Annotated in this window: 17 protein-coding genes; 11 read left to right on the top strand and 6 right to left on the bottom strand. The window is 69.7% G+C overall.

Annotation, left to right across the window (positions count from 1 at the left end; translation table 11 throughout):
* The first annotated feature begins 83 nt into the window (after window positions 1–83).
* Together E2F48_RS01530 and E2F48_RS01525 are read left to right on the top strand one after the other, a co-directional pair.
* On the top strand, window positions 84–1,001 hold the full coding sequence (locus tag E2F48_RS01530) for a sulfurtransferase (RefSeq protein ID WP_133402252.1): 918 nt from the start codon (window positions 84–86) through the stop codon (window positions 999–1,001).
* Window positions 998–1,438 (top strand): SufE family protein, encoded by a 441-nt coding sequence (locus tag E2F48_RS01525; protein ID WP_133402251.1) that lies wholly within the window; start codon window positions 998–1,000, stop codon window positions 1,436–1,438. Before E2F48_RS01530 ends, E2F48_RS01525 begins: the two co-directional genes overlap by 4 nt.
* On the opposite strand, the gene E2F48_RS01520 is transcribed toward E2F48_RS01525, so the two are convergent.
* Entirely contained in the window at window positions 1,419–2,684 is a 1,266-nt protein-coding gene (locus E2F48_RS01520) for an alpha/beta hydrolase family protein (RefSeq protein WP_133402250.1), read from the bottom strand. The genes E2F48_RS01525 and E2F48_RS01520 overlap by 20 nt on opposite strands.
* A 149-nt stretch (window positions 2,685–2,833) precedes the next feature.
* On the opposite strand from E2F48_RS01520, the gene E2F48_RS01515 reads away from it, so the two are divergent.
* The 9 genes from E2F48_RS01515 (at window position 2,834) to E2F48_RS01475 (ending at window position 12,754) form a co-directional block, all read left to right on the top strand.
* Window positions 2,834–3,322, top strand: coding sequence for a hypothetical protein (locus tag E2F48_RS01515; RefSeq protein WP_133402249.1), 489 nt, complete (start codon window positions 2,834–2,836; stop codon window positions 3,320–3,322).
* A 14-nt stretch (window positions 3,323–3,336) separates the two neighbouring features.
* Window positions 3,337–3,762: a peptide-methionine (R)-S-oxide reductase MsrB gene (gene msrB / locus E2F48_RS01510; protein ID WP_133402248.1), complete on the top strand. Its 426-nt coding sequence runs from the start codon at window positions 3,337–3,339 to the stop codon at window positions 3,760–3,762.
* 225 nt (window positions 3,763–3,987) lie between these two features.
* A complete protein-coding gene (locus tag E2F48_RS01505; RefSeq protein ID WP_133402247.1) occupies window positions 3,988–5,355 on the top strand; it encodes a DUF6421 family protein in 1,368 nt (455 codons plus the stop codon).
* Entirely contained in the window at window positions 5,352–6,104 is a 753-nt protein-coding gene (locus tag E2F48_RS01500; protein ID WP_133402246.1) for an SDR family oxidoreductase, read from the top strand. The genes E2F48_RS01505 and E2F48_RS01500 overlap by 4 nt, the downstream gene beginning before the upstream one ends.
* Before the next feature lie 24 nt (window positions 6,105–6,128).
* Window positions 6,129–7,199: a threonine aldolase family protein gene (locus E2F48_RS01495; RefSeq protein WP_133402245.1), complete on the top strand. Its 1,071-nt coding sequence runs from the start codon at window positions 6,129–6,131 to the stop codon at window positions 7,197–7,199.
* Window positions 7,200–7,282: 83 nt separating this feature from the next.
* The gene (locus E2F48_RS01490) at window positions 7,283–7,918 is read left to right on the top strand and encodes a DUF3000 domain-containing protein (RefSeq protein ID WP_133402244.1); all 636 of its coding nucleotides are present in this window, start codon (window positions 7,283–7,285) and stop codon (window positions 7,916–7,918) included.
* A gap of 33 nt (window positions 7,919–7,951) precedes the next feature.
* Window positions 7,952–9,301 (top strand): HRDC domain-containing protein, encoded by a 1,350-nt coding sequence (locus tag E2F48_RS01485; protein ID WP_133402243.1) that lies wholly within the window; start codon window positions 7,952–7,954, stop codon window positions 9,299–9,301.
* Between the two features lie 82 nt (window positions 9,302–9,383).
* Window positions 9,384–10,634 (top strand): thiolase family protein, encoded by a 1,251-nt coding sequence (locus tag E2F48_RS01480; RefSeq protein ID WP_246018466.1) that lies wholly within the window; start codon window positions 9,384–9,386, stop codon window positions 10,632–10,634.
* A complete protein-coding gene (locus E2F48_RS01475; RefSeq protein ID WP_133402241.1) occupies window positions 10,631–12,754 on the top strand; it encodes a 3-hydroxyacyl-CoA dehydrogenase NAD-binding domain-containing protein in 2,124 nt (707 codons plus the stop codon). Before E2F48_RS01480 ends, E2F48_RS01475 begins: the two co-directional genes overlap by 4 nt.
* 131 nt (window positions 12,755–12,885) lie before the next feature.
* Here E2F48_RS01475 and E2F48_RS01470 read toward each other — a convergent pair whose 3' ends face one another.
* The 5 genes from E2F48_RS01470 to ileS form a co-directional block, all read right to left on the bottom strand.
* Window positions 12,886–13,845 (bottom strand): aldo/keto reductase, encoded by a 960-nt coding sequence (locus E2F48_RS01470; protein ID WP_133402240.1) that lies wholly within the window; start codon window positions 13,843–13,845, stop codon window positions 12,886–12,888.
* Between the two features lie 35 nt (window positions 13,846–13,880).
* Entirely contained in the window at window positions 13,881–14,303 is a 423-nt protein-coding gene (gene ndk, locus E2F48_RS01465; protein ID WP_133402239.1) for a nucleoside-diphosphate kinase, read from the bottom strand.
* A 79-nt stretch (window positions 14,304–14,382) separates the two neighbouring features.
* Window positions 14,383–14,826, bottom strand: a complete 444-nt coding sequence (locus E2F48_RS01460; RefSeq protein WP_133402238.1) for a DUF4233 domain-containing protein — start codon at window positions 14,824–14,826, stop codon at window positions 14,383–14,385.
* 4 nt (window positions 14,827–14,830) lie between these two features.
* The gene (locus E2F48_RS01455; RefSeq protein ID WP_246018465.1) at window positions 14,831–16,207 is read right to left on the bottom strand and encodes a bifunctional folylpolyglutamate synthase/dihydrofolate synthase; all 1,377 of its coding nucleotides are present in this window, start codon (window positions 16,205–16,207) and stop codon (window positions 14,831–14,833) included.
* Window positions 16,204–19,524 (bottom strand): isoleucine--tRNA ligase, encoded by a 3,321-nt coding sequence (gene ileS / locus E2F48_RS01450; protein ID WP_133402237.1) that lies wholly within the window; start codon window positions 19,522–19,524, stop codon window positions 16,204–16,206. The genes E2F48_RS01455 and ileS overlap by 4 nt, the downstream gene beginning before the upstream one ends.
* Between the last annotated feature and the right edge of the window lie 174 nt (window positions 19,525–19,698).

Raw genomic sequence — 19,698 nt, 5'->3', positions numbered from 1 at the left:
CGGACTCCAACCCACCGGAAGCAATTCGCACCGGGCGTGGTTAGGCTAAGAGAGAGAAGCCGCCCCCAGCAGAAAGCCATTTGATGCCGCTCGAAACAGATTCGTCCGAAAAGTTCGCTGCCTACGCCCACCCCGGCCGGCTCGTCTCGACGGACTGGCTCGCCGACCACCTCGGCGCGGACGGGCTGGTGGTCCTCGAGTCCGACGAGGACATCCTGCTGTACGAGACCGGGCACATCCCCGGGGCCGTGAAGATCGACTGGCACACCGAACTCAACGACGAAGTGCGCCGCGACCTCGTCGACGGTGAGGCCTTTGCCCGCGTGATGTCCGCCAAGGGCATCTCCCGCGACACCACTGTGGTCATCTACGGTGACAAGAGCAACTGGTGGGCCGCCTACGCCCTCTGGGTCTTCGAGCTGTTCGGCCACGAGGACGTCCGGCTGCTCGACGGCGGACGTGATAAATGGATCGCCGAGGGACGGCCGCTGACGACCGAGGCCACTGAGGTCCGCCCCGGCGACTACCCGGTCATCGAGCGGAACGATCCCCGCGTACGCGCCTACCTCGGCGACGTGCTTGAGCACTTCGGCAACCCGCTCATCGATGTCCGCTCCCCCGAGGAATACACCGGTGCCCGTACGCACATGCCCGCCTACCCGGAGGAGGGCGCCATGCGCGGCGGCCACATCCCCACGGCGGCCTCCATCCCGTGGGGCCGCGCTGCCGCCGAGGACGGCACCTTCCGCAGCCGGGAGGAGCTCGACGCGATCTACCGCGGAGAAGGGGGCCTTCAGGACGGTGACGACGTCGTGGCCTACTGCCGCATCGGTGAGCGCTCAAGCCACACGTGGTTCGTCCTCACCCACCTGCTGGGCTTCGACCGGGTCCGCAACTACGACGGGTCCTGGACGGAGTGGGGCAACGCGGTGCGCGTGCCGATCGTCCGCGGTCCCGAACGCGGCGAGGCTCCGGCCCGTCCGGCGGAGGCCCGGCGATGAGCACGGCCCTGCCGGCCCAGCTGGCCGAGATCATCGATGACTTCCAGGACCTGACGGAGCCGGACCGGCTCCAGCTGCTCCTCGATTTCTCCCGTGAGCTTCCGGAGCTGCCCGAGCGTCTCCGCGAGCATCCCGAGCTGCTTGAGCAGGTCGTCGAGTGCCAGAGCCCGGTGTTCCTCACCCTGGAGGTGGGCGACGGGCCCGAGCGCCTGGTGAATCTGTTCTTCTCGGCTCCGCCCGAGGCTCCGACGACCCGCGGTTTCGCCGGAGTTCTGATGGAGGGCCTCGACGGGCTTCCCGCGGAGGAGATCCTCGCGGTCCCGGACGACGTGCCGGACCGGCTGGGCCTGACCCGAGCCATTACGCCGCTGCGCATGCGCGGCATGAGCGCGATGCTGGGCCGGATCAAGCGGCAGATCAGGGAGACTGCGGCCTAGCCTCCGCTCCGGGGTGCCTGCCGCCCGGCAGGGTGCGCTGGTGCAGCACCCGGTCCAACCAGCGTGAGACCGTCTCCTCCCAGCGGGCCGGATCGACGTTCCACTCCTTGGTGTGGCGCGCCCGGTGGAACCGCTCGAAGGTGACAAAGGCCGGGTTCCGTTCGGCGAGTTCGACCGAGGGGGCGACGGGAACGAACTCATCGTCCTCGCTGTGCAGGATGAGGGTGGGGATGGTCAGCTGCTCTGCCCTTGAGATCCAGTCCATGCTCTTGAGGTCGAGGGGCGCGGCCAGGCCGGTGATGCGCTTGGCTGCGTCGTTGGCCAGAAGCCACTGGCCCAGGCGGCCCACCGGGGCCGGGATCCGGTTCAGCTGGGCGTGGTAGGCCAGCACCTCGATCCAGTTCACCACCGGGCCGTCGAGCACCAGCGCGCCGATGCGACGGCGGTGGCGGGAGAGGTCCGCGGTCTGCAGGGCGATGGCACCTCCCATCGACCAGCCGAACAGGACCACCTCCTGGGCGCCGGCGGCGATGGCGTAGTCGATGGCCGCCTCGACGTCGCGCCACTCGGTCGCGCCGAGACCGTAGCGGCCGTCCGGGGCGAATGGTGCATCGCCGTCGTTCCGGTAGGAGATGACGAGGCTGGTCAGGCCGACACTGCGGGCGGTGCGCACGGCCCGCAGGGCCTCGGTGCGCTGGGCGCCCCTGCCGTGGATCATGATCGCCCAGGTGTCGGCCGGCGACTCGGCGCGGATCAGCCACGCCGGCGCTACCCCGCCGTCCACCGGCACCTGGACCTCCTCGTCGGCGAACCCCATGCCCGACGGCGCCGGGTAGACGCTCCCGCTCCACCAGCCGCGCCGGGCGGTGCGCAGGTCCCCCGCGTACACCTCCTCGACGTCGCGCTCAACAGTTCCCTCGCCGGGGCTGTACGAGTGGATGGCACCGATCCGGGCGTGGCCGGCCCCCCGGTTGAAGTAGAGGCTGTAGGTGCCCTCGACCGTGGTGTCCTCGTTGGCCGGAAGGATCACCCGCTGGGACTGCCCGGCTCCGGTGACCGCCAGGATCTCGAGGTTCTCCTCGCGCGTCCGGGCAGGTGTCACGACCCGGCGCGCGAAGTAGGCGGCGAGCGCCGATGCCGCCGTGGCCGCCGAGGACGTCAGCAGCGCACCCACGCCGATTCCGAATGCCGTCCATTTCAACCAGGGGGCGGGGGCGGTGGCCTGTGATGCTGGTGGGAATGCCATACGGCCATTCTCACCCGTTACGGCGCCCAGCGGGCAATTTCGTTGGAGCCGGTGCGTCCGCCCCTCCGCGCGACGCCGCCGCCGGGGCCACGGGCAGGGCCGAACCGCGGTCCTCCCGCGCCCGGCGGGCCGGGTCTACTGTTGGCGGTATGACTTCAACCATTCTGGTGCTGACCGAGGAAGCCCTTCAGGACGCGGATGTCTCGAACCTCAGGACACTGCAGGGCGAGGAGGAAGCCGAATTCATCATTCTCGTTCCTGCGGACCGGAACAAGAGCATGCTCGGCGAGTTCTTCCACCACCTGAGCATGCTTGAGTTCGCACAGGCGTTCCGGGACGTTGCCGGCAATGATGCCGACCGCCGGCCGGAGCACACGGCCGCCGACGCACTGGAGGTCTCCCTGCGCATTGCTGCGGCATCGGGCCTGAGGGCACGGGGCTACACGGTCGGGGACAACGCCGTCGAGGAATTCGTGCGGGCCGCGGCCGACGAGGGCGCAGCGCAGGCCGTGGTGATCACCCGCCCGCACGCCGTGGCGGACACCCTCCACACCGACTGGGCCAACCGCGCGCAAAGCCACCTGGGGATCCCCGTGCTGCACCTGTATTCCGGCTCGGGATTTATTGGCGACTCATAAGCGTTGCCAAAGGTATGACGACATCAGAAAACGCCGCTCAGCCCGAAATCTTCAAGACCGATGACGAGTGGCGCCAGGAACTGACCCCCGAGGAGTTCCAGGTGCTGCGGAAGGCCGGGACCGAACGTCCGTGGACCGGGGAATACACCGATGCCTACACCGCCGGGGTCTACCAGTGCCGCGCCTGCGGCCAGGAACTCTTCACCAGCAACGAGAAGTTTGATTCCCAGTGCGGCTGGCCGTCCTTCTGGGCCCCGCTCGCCGAGGACAAGGTCCGCTACATCCACGACCGGAGCCTTGGCATGGAACGCATCGAGGTGCGCTGCGCCCGGTGCGACTCGCACCTGGGCCATGTCTTCGAGGGCGAAGGTTTCCAGACCCCGACCGACCAGCGCTACTGCATCAACTCCATCTCCATGAAGCTCGTTCCGGCCGAGTAGCCCGGTAGGCTTGACCACCGGAGACTGCCAACAGGACCTGCGGTTGCCGCCCTGCGCGGGCAGCCGCAGGTCCTCTTGGTCTCGGCATACAGGGACGGCGTATGAGCATAAGAGTGTCTAATTGGAGAGTGCTTTTGGAGTAAGCAATGCTTTTTTGTTGCTAGGCTCGCCTCAGCATCCGATCCACCGCCCCGCCCGCCGGGGCCGCTCCGAAAGCAGGCATCCATGACCACTCTGGCGTCCTCACCGCTCAGCTCCACCGCCCTCGCGGAGCACCCCGCCTGGCTCCGCCTCAAGGCGGCCGCCGGCGCCCTGCAGCAGCTGCAGGTCAAGGACGGATCGGTCCCCGAACCCGCTGACCGCCCGAAGGCCGCCGAGCTCAACGCGGCGATTGTCGAGGCGGTCACCGAACTCGCCCCCGCCTTCCCGCACGATTCCGCCTACCTCACCGCGCTGGTGAAGGACCTGTTGGCCTGGGCGGAGTCCGGCTTCGGCATTCCCGACTTCCTCGACTCGCTGCTGGCCTTCCAGCCGCAGCAGCACCGCGTCGACGGGCTGACCCATCTTGTCCTCTTCCCCATGTACACCCAGAACGGCAGCAGCAACCGCCTCGTGGAGGCCGTGCTGATCGAAGTGATCTGGCCCGAGTTCATCGCCGACCTTGAGGCCGGCGACTACTCGAACGGGCTGTTCGTGCCCATCCGCTTCCTCGACTTCACCGAGGGCTACAACACCAACTCCGCCGTCCTCTTCCCCGAGACCGTCGCCGTCCGTGAAACCCCCACCTTCACCTGGGGCGCGATCTTTGCCGACCGCGAGGCCGCCCGCTTCCGCCGCGTGGTGGAAGCCGCCGCCGACATCACCCGTCTCGACCTGCCCGCGGAGGCCCGCGAGCTCCTCGCCGACCAGAAGCTGGCCGAGGAAACGTTCGTGATGTGGGACCTGATCCACGACCGAACCCACATGCGCGGGGACCTGCCCTTCGACCCGTTCATGATCAAGCAGCGCATGCCCTTCTTCCTGTACTCCCTCGAGGAGCTGCGCTGCGACCTGACTGCATTCCGCGAATCGGTGCGCATCGCGAAGGACGAGGAGGCCTCGCCCGAGACCCGCCGGCACGCCCGCCTGGTGCAGTACGCGGTGATCTTCGACCGGATCTTCCGCTTCGCCATCACCGGCTCCCGCGTGCGCAACTACGACGGCCTCGGCGGCCAGCTGCTCTTCGCCTGGATGCACCAGCACCGCGTCCTGCACTGGACCGACACCAAGCTCACCATCGACTGGGACGAAGTGGCCGACGTCGTGGTGGCCCTGGGCGAGGAGATCGAGCAGCTGTACTGGCGCTCGATCGACCGGCCCAAGACCGCCCACTGGCTCGCCGCCTACGAGCTGGTCTCGAAGACCGTCACGCCCCACCCGGCGTCGGTCTGGGCCAAGGGACCCGACGCCCTCCCGCTCAGCGGGCCGCCGCGCGGCCTGACCGACGCCGTGCTCGACGACGAGTTCCCGCTGTCGATGTTCTTCGAAGCCCTTGACCGCAAGATGAAGCCTGTCATCGAGTCGACGGCCGGCATCACCGGGGCGTCGGCGTGACGGACGCCGTTCCGCCGGCGGGCGCATCCGGGCCCGCCGGCCTCACGGTGGTGGTGGCCGGGGCGACGAGTGCCTCAGGCGTGGCCACGGCCCGGGAGCTCACCGCCCGGGGCGCGCGCGTGATCGCCGTCGGCTCCCATGCCGGCCGGCTGCAGGACGCCCTCGGGCACCTGGACGGCGTCGAGCAGCGGGTGTGCGACCTGACCGACGCCGCCGCCGTGACCGCCCTCGCGGCCGCGGTCGAGGCGGACACCGGCGGCGCCGACGGGCTGATCCACCTCGTCGGCGGCTGGCGCGGCGCCAAGGGCATCACCACGCAGACAGACGAGGACTACGCCTTCCTGCACGACTCGGTGTTCCGCACCCTGTTCAACACGAGCCGCGCGTTCTACGACCAACTGGCGCGCTCACCCCGCGGCCGGCTCGCCGCCGTCTCGGCCACCGCCGTCGACTCCCCCACCGCGGGCAGCGCCTCCTACGCGGCTGTGAAGGCCTCGGTGGAGACCTGGCTGCGCGCCGTCGCCGACGGCTTCGTCCGGGACGGGTCCGCAGGGGCGTCTACCGCGCTGGTCGTCAAGGCCCTGCTCGACGACGCTCTGCGCGAGGCCCACCCGGAGCGGCGCTTCCCGGGCTACACCCACGTCGACGACCTCGCCCGGGCCGCCGCGCTGTTGTTCGAGACGCCCGCAGCGGACATCAACGGCGCGCGCACGGCGCCGGCGGACCTGCTGGCCAAGGCCGACGGCTGAGCGCCGCTAGGGGATAATGGAACAGTGACTGAAACTCTTTCGACCTTCCGCCCGCTGCACGACATCAACGAGCGCGGCTTCGCCTCCGACAACTACTCGGGCATCCACCCCGAGGTGCTCGCCGCCATCGCGGCGGCCAACGGCGGCCACCAGGTGGCCTACGGCGACGACGTCTACACCGCCCGGCTCAAGGAACTGCTCGAGGAGCACTTCGGCGAGGGGATCGAGGCGTTCCCCGTGTTCAACGGCACCGGCGCGAACGTCCTGTCGCTCCAGTCGATCCTGCCGCGCTGGGGCGCCGTCATCTGCGCGGCCACCGCGCACATCAATGTCGACGAGAACGGCGCACCCGAGCGTGTCGGCGGCTTCAAGCTCCTGACGGTGCCCACCCCGGACGGCAAGCTCACCCCCGAGCTGATCGACCGCGAGGCCTGGGGCTGGGGGGACGCCCACCGGGCCCAGCCGCTGGCCGTCTCGATCACCCAGACCACCGAACTCGGCACGCTCTACACGGTGGAGGAGATCCGGGCCATCGCCGACCACTGCCACGCCCGCGGGATGCACCTGCACATGGACGGTGCCCGGCTGGCCAACGCCGCCGCGGCGCTGGGCCTGCCTCTGCGGGCGTTCACCCGCGACGCCGGCGTGGACATCCTTTCCTTCGGCGGCACCAAGAACGGCCTGATGTTCGGCGAATGCGTCGTCGTGCTCAACCCCTCGGCCTCGACCGGGCTTGAATACCTGCGCAAGATGAACATGCAGCTCGCCTCGAAGATGCGCTTCGTCTCGGCCCAGCTCATCGCCCTGCTCGAAGACGGCCTGTGGCTGCGCTCGGCGTCCCATGCGAACGCCATGGCCGCACGCCTGACCGAGGCGGTGCGCGGCATCGACGGCGTCCGGCTCACCCAGGAGACCCGGGCGAACGCCGTCTTCGCCATCCTCGACCCGGCCGCCGCCGACCGCATACGGAAGCAGTTCCGCTTCTACGACTGGGACCAGGCGACCGGCGAGGTGCGGTGGATGTGCTCGTTCGACACGACCGAAGAGGACGTTGACGCCTTCGCGGCGGCCATCGCACGCGAAGTCGGCGCGTAAGCGCTCATTGCCTATGGTTACGAAAAGGTAACCCCCGCGAGTCCCCCCGCGACACGCCCCAGATTCTGGCATAGCCTGCGGGGGTGAGCGCACTTGGCGGCCTGTCGCAGGCACCTGACGAATTCCGAACGGCTCTTGCCGGCCTCAAGGAGGCCCGCTGCCGCACCGAGCTGCGCCTTGAGGAGATTCCGGCGCCCTCGCGCCTTGCGCCCTTCGCGGTCGCGCTTGGCGCGGAGGTCTACCAGCCGGCCCAGCCGGCGCGGCGCCCGGCCCACGGGCCCGCCGGCGTCGAGCTGCTCCCCCAGGAACCCGTGGAGCTTGCCACCGGACGGTTCATTCTGCTGTACGACCCGCAGGGCTCGGCGGTCTGGGACGGCAAATTCAGGGTGGTCACCTACATCCGCGCCCAGCTCGAACCGGATATGGGCAATGACACGCTGCTCGGCTCGGTGGCCTGGACCTGGCTTGCGGAGGCGCTCGAGAACCACGGTGCCGCCCATTCCAACGCCGGCGGGACGGCAACCCGCATCCTCTCCGAGAGCTACGGGACGCTCGAGGACCGGCCCGACACCATCGACATCGAACTGCGGGCCTCCTGGACACCGGACAGCGCCGAGATCCGACGGCATCTCGAGGCGTGGTCCGACATGGTGTGCACCTTCGCGGGGCTGCCACCCCTCCCCGAGGGCGTCCTGTCCCTGCCGCACCGGCGCAGCTAGGCCCGTCCGGCCTCCCGATAGACTGGAACCACCATGAGCTCCGAGAATTCCGATCGGCAGGACCTGCCCGCCGACGCCGCCCCGCCCACCGAGACGCCCGAGAACGGCACGGAACCGGAGGCCGGGCACCTGCCGCTGCTGACGGAACCGCGCGACGGCGTTCCCTTCGTCATCGACACCCCCGCCGGGCTCGAACGGGCCGCCGCCGCCCTGGCCGCGGGCACCGGGCCGGCCGGCGTGGACGCCGAGCGCGCCTCCGGCTTCCGGTACGGCCAGCGGGCCTTCCTCGTGCAGATCCGCAGGGAGGGATCAGGCACCTGGCTCATCGATCCGGAGCCCTTCGGAGACCTGAAGATCATCGACGACGCCCTCGAGGGCGTCGAGTGGATCCTTCACGCCGCGAGCCAGGACCTTCCCTGCCTCTCGGACCTCGGCATGTGGCCCGACCGCCTCTTCGACACCGAACTGGCCGCACGGCTGGCCGGGCTCCCGCGCGTCGGGCTCGCCGCGGTGATCGAGTCGCAGCTGGGCTTCACCCTCGCCAAGGAACACTCGGCGGCCGACTGGTCCACCCGCCCGCTGCCCGAGCCCTGGCTGCGGTACGCCGCCCTCGACGTCGAAGTGCTCCCCGAACTGCGCGGCAAGCTCGCCGCATTGCTGGACGGGCAGGGGAAGCTTGAGATCGCCGAGGAGGAGTTCGAGCACATCCGCTCGACTCCGCCGGCCGAACCCAAGACCGACCCCTGGCGCCGCACGTCGGGGCTCCACCAGATCCGCGACCGCCGCCAGCTCGAGGCGGTCCGGCGGATGTGGACCGAACGCGAGGAACTGGCCCAGCGGCGTGACGTCGCACCGGGCCGGTTGATCCCGGATTCCGCAATCGTCGCCGCGGCGAAGGCGATGCCCACCACGGTGCCGCAGCTGCTGTCCACCAAGGGCTTCCACGGCCGCGCCGCCCAGAAGGAAGCGCCCCGCTGGATGCGGTGCATCAATGACGCCCGCCGGGCCAAGGACCTCCCGCCCCTTCACATCTCCAGCAACACTCCCCCGCCGCCGCGCGTCTGGGCCGAGAAGGATCCCGAGGCGGCCGCCCGGCTCATCACCGCCCGCCCACGGATCGCCGCGCAGGCCGACAAGCTCGACATGCCGGTGGAGAACCTCCTGACGCCGGACTTCCTGCGCCGGATCGCCTGGCGTCCGCCCGCCGAGATCACCCTGGAAAGCATCAGCGCCGCCCTTGCGGAACTGGGTGCCCGGCCCTGGCAGATCGACCGCGTTGCGGCAGTCATCACCGTGGCCTTCCTCGACCCCGACCCGCTTCCCGTCAAGGCCCCGGCGCCGAAGGCGGCGCCAGATACGGGCCCGGTGGAGGCCGCCGGGTAGCGAGGGTCCGGGTTCCGCTTGCACCGCTAAGTTACTGCTGAGTAACATGAGGTCGGATCAACATCTCAAAGAGGAGCACAGTGTGAGCCAACCAGCAGCAACCACCCCTGCCCGTGCCGCTGCCCGCAGCGTGCGGGACGTCGTCTTCGTCGATGGCGTACGGACCCCTTTCGGCAAGGCCGGCGACAAGGGGATCTATGCCGGGATGCGGGCCGATGACCTGGTGGTCAAGTGCATCCGGGACCTGCTGCGCCGCAATCCCTCGCTGCCCCCCGAGCGGATCGACGACGTCGCGATCGCCGCGACCACCCAGACCGGGGACCAGGGCCTCACCATCGGCCGTACCGCCGCCCTGCTCGCCGGGCTCCCCCGCACCGTGCCAGGCTTCGCCATCGACCGGATGTGCGCCGGCGCCCTGACCGCCGTGACCACCACGGCCTCCGGCATCGCCTTCGGCGCCTACGACGTCGCGATCGCCGGCGGCGTTGAACACATGGGCAACCACCCGATGGGCGAGGGCGCCGACCCGAATCCGCGGTTTCTGTCCGAACGGCTCGTGGATCCGGCGGCCCTGAACATGGGCAACACCGCCGAGAACCTGCACGACCGCTTCCCCGCCATCACCAAAGACCGAACCGACGCCTACGCCGTCCGCAGCCAGGCCAAGCTCGCCGCCGCCTACGCGGAGAACCGCATCCAGCCGGACCTGGTGCCCGTCGCGGGCCGGAAGCCCGGCGAGGGCTGGACCCTGCACAGCGCCGATGAGCCGCCGCGGCCCGGCACCACGGTAGAGGACCTCGCCCAGCTGCGCACCCCCTTCCGCCCGCACGGCCGCGTCACGGCCGGCAACGCCGCTGGCCTCAACGACGGCGCAACCGCCGCGCTGCTCGCCTCCGCCGGCAGCGCCGCCGAACTCGGCCTCCCGGTGCGCATGCGGCTGGTGGCCTACGCCTTCGCCGGCGTCGAACCCGAGGTGATGGGCATCGGCCCGGTCCCCGCCACCGAGAAGGCCCTGCGCCAGGCGGGACTGGACATCGAAGACATCGGCCTGTTCGAGATCAACGAGGCCTTCGCCGTGCAGGTGCTCTCCTTCCTGGACCACTTTGGCATCGCCGACGACGACCCGCGGGTCAACCGCTACGGGGGCGCCATCGCCGTCGGGCATCCCCTCGCCTCCTCCGGCGTCCGGCTGATGACCCAGCTCGCCCGCCAGTTCGAGGAGGACCCCTCGGTGCGCTACGGCATGACCACCATGTGCATCGGCCTCGGAATGGGCGCCACGGTCATCTGGGAAAACCCCCACCACGCCGACTACGGACAGGACGCAGCATGAGCTTCGAACGCTTTGAGGAACTCGCCGGACTGGTGCCCAACGAGATCGTCACCCACTCCCTGGTGCAGGACGTCGCCCTGCCCGGCGGGGCCGGCACCCTGGCGCTCATCACCCTCGACAACGGCAAGGACCATACCAAGCCGACCACCCTGGGCCCGAACACCCTGATCGAGTTCGGACGCACCCTCGAGGGCCTCAAGGAGCGCAGCAGCCGCGGGGAGATCGCCGCGGTCGCCATCACGGGCAAGCCCTACTTCCTCGTCGCCGGCGCCGACCTCTCGACGGTGAAGTCGCTCAAGGCCGAAAAGCACGGCCGGGCGATGGCCGAGCTTGGCCACGCGGCCTACGACCTGCTGGGTTCCCTCGGCGTGCCCAGCTTCGCCTTCATCAACGGGGTGGCCCTCGGCGGCGGCCTTGAGATCGCCCTGGCCGCCGACTACCGCACGGTCTCCACCGGAGCCAACGGACTCGGACTCCCTGAGGCGTTCATCGGCCTGGTGCCCGGCTGGGGCGGGGTGTACCGGCTGCCGCGCCTGATCGGCCCCGCCTCCGCGGTGAAGGTGATGATCGAGAATCCGCTGAGCAACAACCGGATGCTCGACGGGTCCGCCGCCTACGGGATTGGCATCGCCGACGCGCTCTTCGAACCGGCGGACTTCCTCGAGCAGTCCCTGGCCTGGGCCGCCCGCGTCGTCGCCGGCCACACCGCCACGGTGCAGTCCGTCGAGGAGCGCCGTGCGGGCTTCACCGCCTACAGCGACGCCGACTGGGATGCCGCCGCCGCCGCGGGACGGGCCTTCATCGAGGCCCGCACCGGCAACGCCGCGCCGGCCCCGGCGCGGGTCCTCGACCTGTTCGAGGCAGGCAAGACGTTGACCCGGAAGCAGTCCGCCGAGGCCGAATGCATCGCGCTGGCCGAACTCATGCAGACCCCCGAGTTCCACGCGACCGTGTACGCGTTCCTCGAGCTGGTGCAGAAGCGCGCCAAGCGGCCCGCCGGGGCGCCGGACGCGAAACTCGCCCGCCCGGTGACGAAGGTCGGCGTCGTCGGGGCCGGGCTGATGGCCAGCCAGCTGGCGCTGCTGTTCGCCCGCCAGCTCAAGGTGCCCGTGGTCCTGACCGACATCGACCAGGCCCGCGTCGACAAGGGCGTCGCCTACGTCCACGCCGAGGTCGATAAGCTGCTGGGCAAGAAGAAGCTCTCCCCCGACGCCGCCAACCGCACCAAGGCGCTGGTCTCCGGATCGGTCTCCAAGGAGGCCTTCGCTGACGCCGACTTCGTCATCGAGGCGGTTTTCGAGGAGATGGGCGTCAAGAAGCAGGTTTTCGCCGAGGTTGAGGCCGTTGTGTCGCCCGAGTGCATCCTCGCCACGAACACCTCATCCCTGTCGGTCACTGACATGGCCGCCGACCTGGCCCACCCCGAGCGGGTCGTCGGATTCCACTTTTTCAACCCCGTGGCCGCGATGCCGCTGCTGGAGATCGTGAGGGCGCCCAAGACTGACGACGCCGTGCTCGCCACCGCCTTCGCCCTGGCCAAGCAGCTGAAGAAGAACGCCGTCCTGGTCCAGGACGCCGCGGCGTTCGTCGTCAACCGGATCCTGGGGCGCATGTTCGGCGAGATCACCAAGGTGTTCGACGAGGGCACCGACGCCGAGACCGCCGACAACGCTCTGCGGCCCATGGGCCTGCCGATGACGCCGTTCCGGCTGCTGGCCCTCGTGGGCCTGCCGGTGGGCCAGCACGTCCAGGAGTCCCTGCACGCCGCCTTCGGCGACCGGTTCCACGTCTCGGCGAATCAGCAGAAACTGATCGACGCCGGCATCAAGGGCCTGTGGGTTCCGGACGAGTCGGGCCGGGAAACCGTGCCCGAGTCCACCCTGGCCCTGATGGAGCGCGGTTCCTCGCCGTCGTCGAGTGAGGAGATCCTGCGGCGCACGCAGGACGCCCTCGCTGACGAGATCGGCCGGATGCTCGACGAGGGCGTCGTCGCCGCCCCGGAGGACATCGACCTGTGCGTCATCATGGGCGCCGGCTGGCCGATGCACCTCGGCGGTATCACGCCGTACCTCGACCGCACGAGCGCCTCCGAGAGGGTCCGCGGCAGGACGTTCCGCTAGGCCGCCCCCGATTACGACGAACACGCCAGATAACGACAAACGCACCTGCAATATCGGGTGCGTTTGTCGTTTTCCGGCGCCGCCGTGGCTTTCGGCCGCGCAGCCCGTGCAACGGACGCCGACGTCGGGGCTCAGCCCCGCGGGAAGATCCGGTCCAGCTCCTCCAGGTCCGACGGCGACGGCGCCCAGGAGGCGGCCGCGGCGTTCTGGGCCACCTGCTCGGGGGTCGTGGCCCCGGCGATGATGCTCGACACGGTCGGCTGCGCCGCAAGCCAGGAGAAGGCCACCTGGACCTCGGTCAGCCCGCGGGCCGACGCGAAGGCACCGAAGACCGCCAACTGCTGCAGGTCGGCCTGCGCGAGCAGGTGCGTACGGACCCGGGTCAGCCGGCTGCCCTCGGGCGCCTTCCCGGAGGAATACTTGCCGGTCAGCAGCCCGTTGGCGAGCGGGAAGTACGGAAGCAGTCCCAGCCCGTACGCGGCGGAGGCAGGGATCACCTCGTCTTCGGCAGCCCGGTCGAGCAGGCTGTACGGGTTCTGGGCGGAGACGAAGGGGGTGAGTCCTTCGAGCCGCGCCGTGAACTCGGCCTCGGCGATCTGCCAGCCGGCCCGGTTCGAGTGCCCGAGGTAGCGGACCTTTCCATCGCTCACGAGGGTGTCGAGCGCCGACAGGGTCTCCTCGATGGGCGTGCCCGCATCGGGGACGTGGAACTGGTAGAGGTCGATCCAGTCGGTGCCCAGCCGCTTCAGGGACGACTCGACGGCGCGCAAAATGTACCGGCGGGAGCCGCGGGCATCCCAGTCGGGACCGTTTGCGCCGCGCATGTCCGCGCCGAACTTCGTGGCAAGCACGACGTCGTCCCGGCGCTTCCCGAGGGCCCTACCGAGCATCTCCTCGCTCAGCCCGGGGTGCCCGCCGTAGATGTCGGCGACGTCGAACAGGGTGATCCCGGCATCGATGGCCGCGTGGACGACGGCGTCGGTCCCCTGCTGGGTCTCGGTGGCCGTGCCGGGGCGGCCAAGGTTGTTGCAACCCAGGCCCACGGTTGAGACGCTCAGGCCGGAAGACCCGAGCCGTCGGTATTCGGTCATGCCTCACCCTTCCCGGGGAGTTCGGTGGAGCGGGATCAGGACGCGGAGAACCAGATGCCGATTTCCCGGGCGGCGGACTCGGCCGAGTCGGAGCCGTGGACGAGGTTCTGCTGCACCTTCAGCCCCCAGTCGCGGCCGAAGTCCCCGCGGATGGTGCCCGGGGCCGCGGCCGTGGGCTCCGTGGACCCGGCGAGCGAACGGAATCCCTCAATGACGCGCTGGCCCTCGAAGACGGCGGCGACGATCGGGCCGCTGAGCATGAACTCGACGAGCGGCTCGTAGAAGGGCTTGCCGACGTGTTCGGCGTAGTGCTCCTCGAGGAGCTCACGGGTGGCAGACATGAGTTTCAGGTCGACCAGGGTGTAGCCCTTGGTCTCGATCCGGCCGAGGATGGTGCCGGTCAGGTTCCGCGCGACGCCGTCGGGCTTGATCAGTACAAGGGTGCGTTCAGTGCTCACGCGGTCCTCCAGGGGGTTCGTGGGGAAAGGAATCGAAGTGCTCCGTCTTTGACTCTACTAAAGACAGGCAGGGTGCTGCCTATTCGGCGGCCGCCTCGGGGTGCTCCCTCTCCCACTCGGCCTGGGCGCGGTCCCGCTCGGCGTTCTCCCGGTCGAGCCTCCTGCCGGTGCGGATGCCGTAGAGCCAGGTGAGGGCGAAGGCGATTCCGACGAGGAACATGGTGGGTTCGAGGAACCCGGCGGCGATGATGGCCAGCTGGAGGACCCAGCCGACGGCGATGCCCCACGGGCGGGTCAGCACCGCGCAGGTGAGCACGAGCAGCAGGCTCAGCGCCACCCCGGAGCCGAGGATGAGGGCCGGGGAAAGCTCGTCGCGGCGCAGGCCGAAGATGACGAGGGTCCCAAAAAACACCACGAACGCCTCGAGCAGCAGCACCGTCGAGGCGAACATGATCTTGATTGAGCGGCGCTTCCTGGGCATGCCGGGACGCCACTCGCGCTGGGCCTTGGTCAGGCGGGCCATGGTCCTACTTTCCTAGGAGGGTCCGGGCCTCGCCAACGACGGTGATGGAGCCCGTGATGAGGATTCCGCCGGCGAGGTCGCCGGATTCCTCGGACTTCATCACCGCCCATTCGAGGGCGTCGTCGAGGCGCTCGGCGATGTGGATGTTCTCCTCGGCGAACCCGGCCGCCAGGGCGTCGGGGAGCAGGTCGGCGGCGGGGATCGCGCGCGGCGAGGTGGACTGGGTCAGGACGACGTCCTCGAGCACCCCGGCCAGCTCCTCGTGGAGTTCGGCCAGGATGGCCGCAGCGTCCTTGTCCTGGAGGACCCCGATGACCAGCACGATGCGGGGAAACTGGAAGGCCTCGGCGATGCCGCGGGCGGCGGCCCGCGCCCCGTCGGCGTTATGGGCCGCGTCGACGAGGATGCTGGGGGCGGTGCGGACCACCTCGAGCCGGCCGGGGGAGGTCACGGCCCGCAGCCCGGCACGCACGACGTCGGGCTCGAGCTGGCGGGCTCCCCCGCCCAGGAACGCCTCGACGGCCGCGACAGCGACGGCGGCGTTCTGCGCCTGGTGCTCGCCGTGGAGCGGGACGAGCAGTTCCTCGTACCGGCGTCCGGCGATGCCGGTGATGGAGACGACCTGCCCGCCGACGCCCACGCTGCGGGAGTCGACCGAGAACTCGACGCCCTCGAAGCGGAACTCCACCCCGGTCTCGCGGGCCTTCTCCAGGAGCACCTGGGCGGCGTCGCGGGGCTGGGCGGCGCTGACGAGGAACCCGCCGGGCTTGATGATGCCCGCCTTCTCGTAGGCGATGTCCTCCACGGTGTCACCCAGCAGGTCGGTGTGGTCCAGGGAGATGGGGGTGACCACCGAGACCGCGCCGTCGCCGACGTTGGTGGCATCGGTGATCCCGCCCAGACCCACCTCGATGACGGCGACGTCGACAGGCTGGTCGGCGAAGACGGCGAAGGCGAGCACGGTGACGCATTCGAAGTAGGTGAGCCGCGGCTCGCCGGCGGCCTCGAGTTCGGCGTCGACGATGTCGAGGTAGGGGCGGATCTCGTCCCAGACCCGCACGAACGTCTCGTCGGGCACGGGTTCGCCGTCGATGCTGATCCGTTCGGTCACCTTGGAGAGGTGCGGGCTGGTGTAGCGCCCGGTGCGCAGGTCGTGGGCCAGCAGCAGCGACTCGATCATCCGCGCCGTCGAGGTTTTCCCGTTCGTCCCGGTGATGTGGATGATCGGGAAGGCCTTGTTGGGTTCGCCCAGGATATCCATAGCCCGGAACATCGGAGCCATGCGCGGCTCCATCTTGTTTTCGGGGGCCCGGCTCAGCAGCTCGGCGTAGACGCTTTCGACGGAGAACTGGTCAAGGGGCGCTTCGTCGTTCGGGTTCACTTGTGCCTTTCAACGGTGACGCGGAAGTCCTCGCCCGAGCCGTTGCCGGCCCGCACGATCAGTTCGTTGGTGAGGGTTTCGTCCTGGATCAGCCGGGCGTGGTCCTGCAGGGCCTTCACGCTGGCCGGGGCCGTCTCGACGACCGCGGTGATGCGGTCGCTGATCGACAGGTCCGCGTCGCGGCGGGCCTGCTGGATGGCACGGATGGCGTCTCGGGCGGTGCCCTCGGCGGCCAGCTCGTCCGTGACGGCGGTGCTGAGGACGAGGAAGCCGCCGCCTGGGAGCACCGCGACGGCCTTCTCATCGGAGTCGGCACTCTCGACGACGGTCTCCAGGGTGTACTCCTGCGGCTCCAGCGCCACCCCGCCGGCGGTGACGGCGCCGGCGTCGTCCACGGACCAGTCGCCGGCCCTGGCGGCCTTGATGACGGTCTGGACGTTCTTCCCGAGCCGCGGCCCGGCGGCGCGCGCGTTGACGGCGAGGCGCTGGGTGATGCCGAATTCCTCGGGCGAGGCGTCGTCGGCGTCGATCAGGCGCACCGACTTGATGTTCAGTTCGTCGGCGATGATCGAGGTGAACTGGCCCTGCAGGCCCTCCGCTGAGGGCGCGACGACGATCAGTTCCGAGAGCGGCAGCCGGACCCGCAGGTTGGCCGCCTTGCGCAGGCTCGATCCGGCCGAGCAGATCTGCCGGGTGCGGTCCATCCGCTCCACCAGGTCGGGGGCCCCGGGGAATTCCGACGCCGAGGGCCAGTCGGTGAGGTGCACCGAGCGCGCGCCGGTGAGCCCGCGCCAGATCTCCTCGGAGATCAGGGGCAGCAGCGGGGCCGCGACCCGGCACACGGCCTCGAGGCAGGTGTAGAGGACGTCGAAGGCCTCGGTGTCCTCGTCGAAGAACCGCTGCCGGCTGCGCCGGACGTACCAGTTGGTCAGCGTGTCGAGGTAGCGGCGCAGCGACTCGCTGGCGTCGCTGATGTTGAAGGCGTCGAGGGCCTCGGTGACCTCCCGGACCAGATTGCCGGTGTTGGCCAGCAGGTACTGGTCGAGCGGCTCGCGCAGTCCCGCCGCGGCCTCGGCGCCTACGGTGCGCGCTTCGTAGCCGGCGCCGCCGTTGGCGGCGTTGGTGTAGAGGCTGAAGAAGTGCCACACGTTCCACAGCGGCAGGATGACCTGGCGCACGCCGTCGCGGATGCCCTGTTCGGTCACCACGAGGTTCCCGCCGCGCAGGATCGGCGAGGACATCAGGAACCAGCGCATCGCGTCGGAACCGTCGCGGTCGAGGACCTCGGAGACGTCCGGGTAGTTCTGCAGGCTCTTGGACATCTTCTGCCCGTCGGAGCCCAACACGATGCCGTGGCTGATCACGTTGCGGAACGCCGGGCGGTCGAACAGTGCCGTGGCCAGGACGTGCAGGGTGTAGAACCAGCCGCGGGTCTGGCCGATGTACTCGACGATAAAGTCACCCGGGTTGTGCGAGGCGAACCAGTCGGCGTTCTCCATCGGGTAGTGGACCTGCGCGTAGGGCATCGACCCGGAGTCGAACCAGACGTCGAGGACGTCGGTGACGCGGCGCATCGTCGATCCGCCCTCCTCCGGGGAGCGCGGGTCGTCCGGGTTGGGCCGGGTGAGCTCGTCGATGAACGGCCGGTGCAGGTCCGGCTTGCCGTCCTTGTTCAGGGGCAGCCGGCCGAAGTCCGCCTCGATTTCCGCCAGGGACCCGTAGACGTCGGTGCGCGGGTAGGTGGGGTCGTCAGACTGCCAGACGGGGATGGGGCTGCCCCAGTAGCGGTTGCGGCTGATCGACCAGTCGCGGGCGTTGGCGAGCCACTTGCCGAACTGGCCCTCCTTGACGCTGCCGGGGATCCAGTTGATCTCCTTGTTCAGCTCGACCATGCGGTCCTTGACCTTGGTGACCTCGACGAACCAGGAGGACACGGCGCGGTAGATCAACGGGTTGCGGCAGCGCCAGCAGTGTGGGTAGCTGTGCACGTAGCTGGCCTGGCGGACGAGGCGTCCCTGCTCCTTGAGCACCCGGGTGATGGGCTTGTTCGCCGCGAACACGTGCTGGCCGGCGATCTCGGCGAGCGGGCCCGTGCCGAACAGGGGCAGGAAGCGGGCGCCGGAGTCGACCGAGAGGATCACCTGGATGCCGGCGGCTTCGGAGATCTTCTGGTCCTCCTCGCCGTAGGCGGGGGCCTGGTGGACGATGCCGGTGCCGTCGGTCGTGGTGACGTAGTCGGCGACGAGGAACCGGAACGCGTTGCGGTAGCCGCCGGCCTCGGGGTCCGCGAGGTAGTCCCAGAGCGGTTCATAGGTCAGACCCTCGAGCTGGGTGCCGGCGTAGGTGGCCGTGACGGCCGCGGCGGCCGCGGCGGCGTCGGGGTAGCCGAGGTCCTTGGCGTAGGCGCCGAGGAGGTCCTCGGCGATCAGGAAGCGGCCGGGGGTCCCGCCGGGCGTTTCGCGGGCGTCGGGAACGACGGCGTACCGGATGTCGGGCCCGACGGCGAGCGCGGCATTGGTGGGCAGGGTCCAGGGCGTGGTGGTCCAGGCGAGGGCGGCGGTGCCGGCCAGCTCCTTCGAGAGTTCGGATTCGCCGGCGAGGATCGGGAAGGTGACGGTGACCGTCTGGTCCTGCCGGTCCTGGTAGACATCATCGTCCATGCGCAGCTCATGGTTGGACAGCGGGGTCTCGTCGTTCCAGCAGTAGGGCAGCACCCGGTAGCCGTTGTAGAGCAGGCCCTTGTCGTAGAGGGTCTTGAAGGCCCACAGGACGGACTCCATATATTCGATGTTGAGCGTCTTGTAGTCGTTCTCGAAGTCCACCCAGCGCGCCTGGCGGGTGACGTAGTCCTTCCACTCCCCCGCGTACTTCATCACCGAGGCGCGGGAGGCGTCGTTGAACGCATCGATGCCCATCGCCTCGATCTGGCGCTTTTCGGTGATGCCGAGCTGCTTCATCGCCTCGAGCTCGGCGGGCAGGCCGTGGGTGTCCCAGCCGAAGCGCCGCTCGACGCGGCGGCCGCGCTGGGTCTGGTAGCGGCCCACGAGGTCCTTCGCGTAGCCGGTGAGCAGGTGGCCGTAGTGCGGCAGTCCGTTGGCGAAGGGAGGCCCATCATAGAAGACGAACTCGTTGGAGCCGTTCTCGCCGGCGTCGCGGGCGTCGATCGAGGCCTGGAAGGTCCCGTCCTTGTCCCAGTACTTCAGGACCCGCTCTTCGATCTCCGGGAAGCGCGGCGAGGCGCCGGCGCCTTCGGGCTGGCCCTGGCCGTCCGGGGCGGAGTCGGTGGCTGAGGTGGCTTTGGGGTAGATCTGCGGCATGTATTCATCCTGAACAACGGTGGAGACAGAACAAGGGGCGGTTATCCTGCTGCGAGGACGTGCTCTGAACCTGGAGGCCGGGATGCCGGCCACCGGGAGCGGAACCCGCGGTACCACCTCACTTGCCGCCGCCGCGTGCCGGGCCTCCGCGGGGAGGCCGGCCCCGCAGGGCTG

Origin of the sequence: Arthrobacter crusticola (assembly GCF_004357995.1) — a bacterium.
GTDB classification, from domain to species: domain Bacteria; phylum Actinomycetota; class Actinomycetes; order Actinomycetales; family Micrococcaceae; genus Arthrobacter_D; species Arthrobacter_D crusticola.
This window is presented reverse-complemented; position numbering and strand designations above follow the sequence as displayed.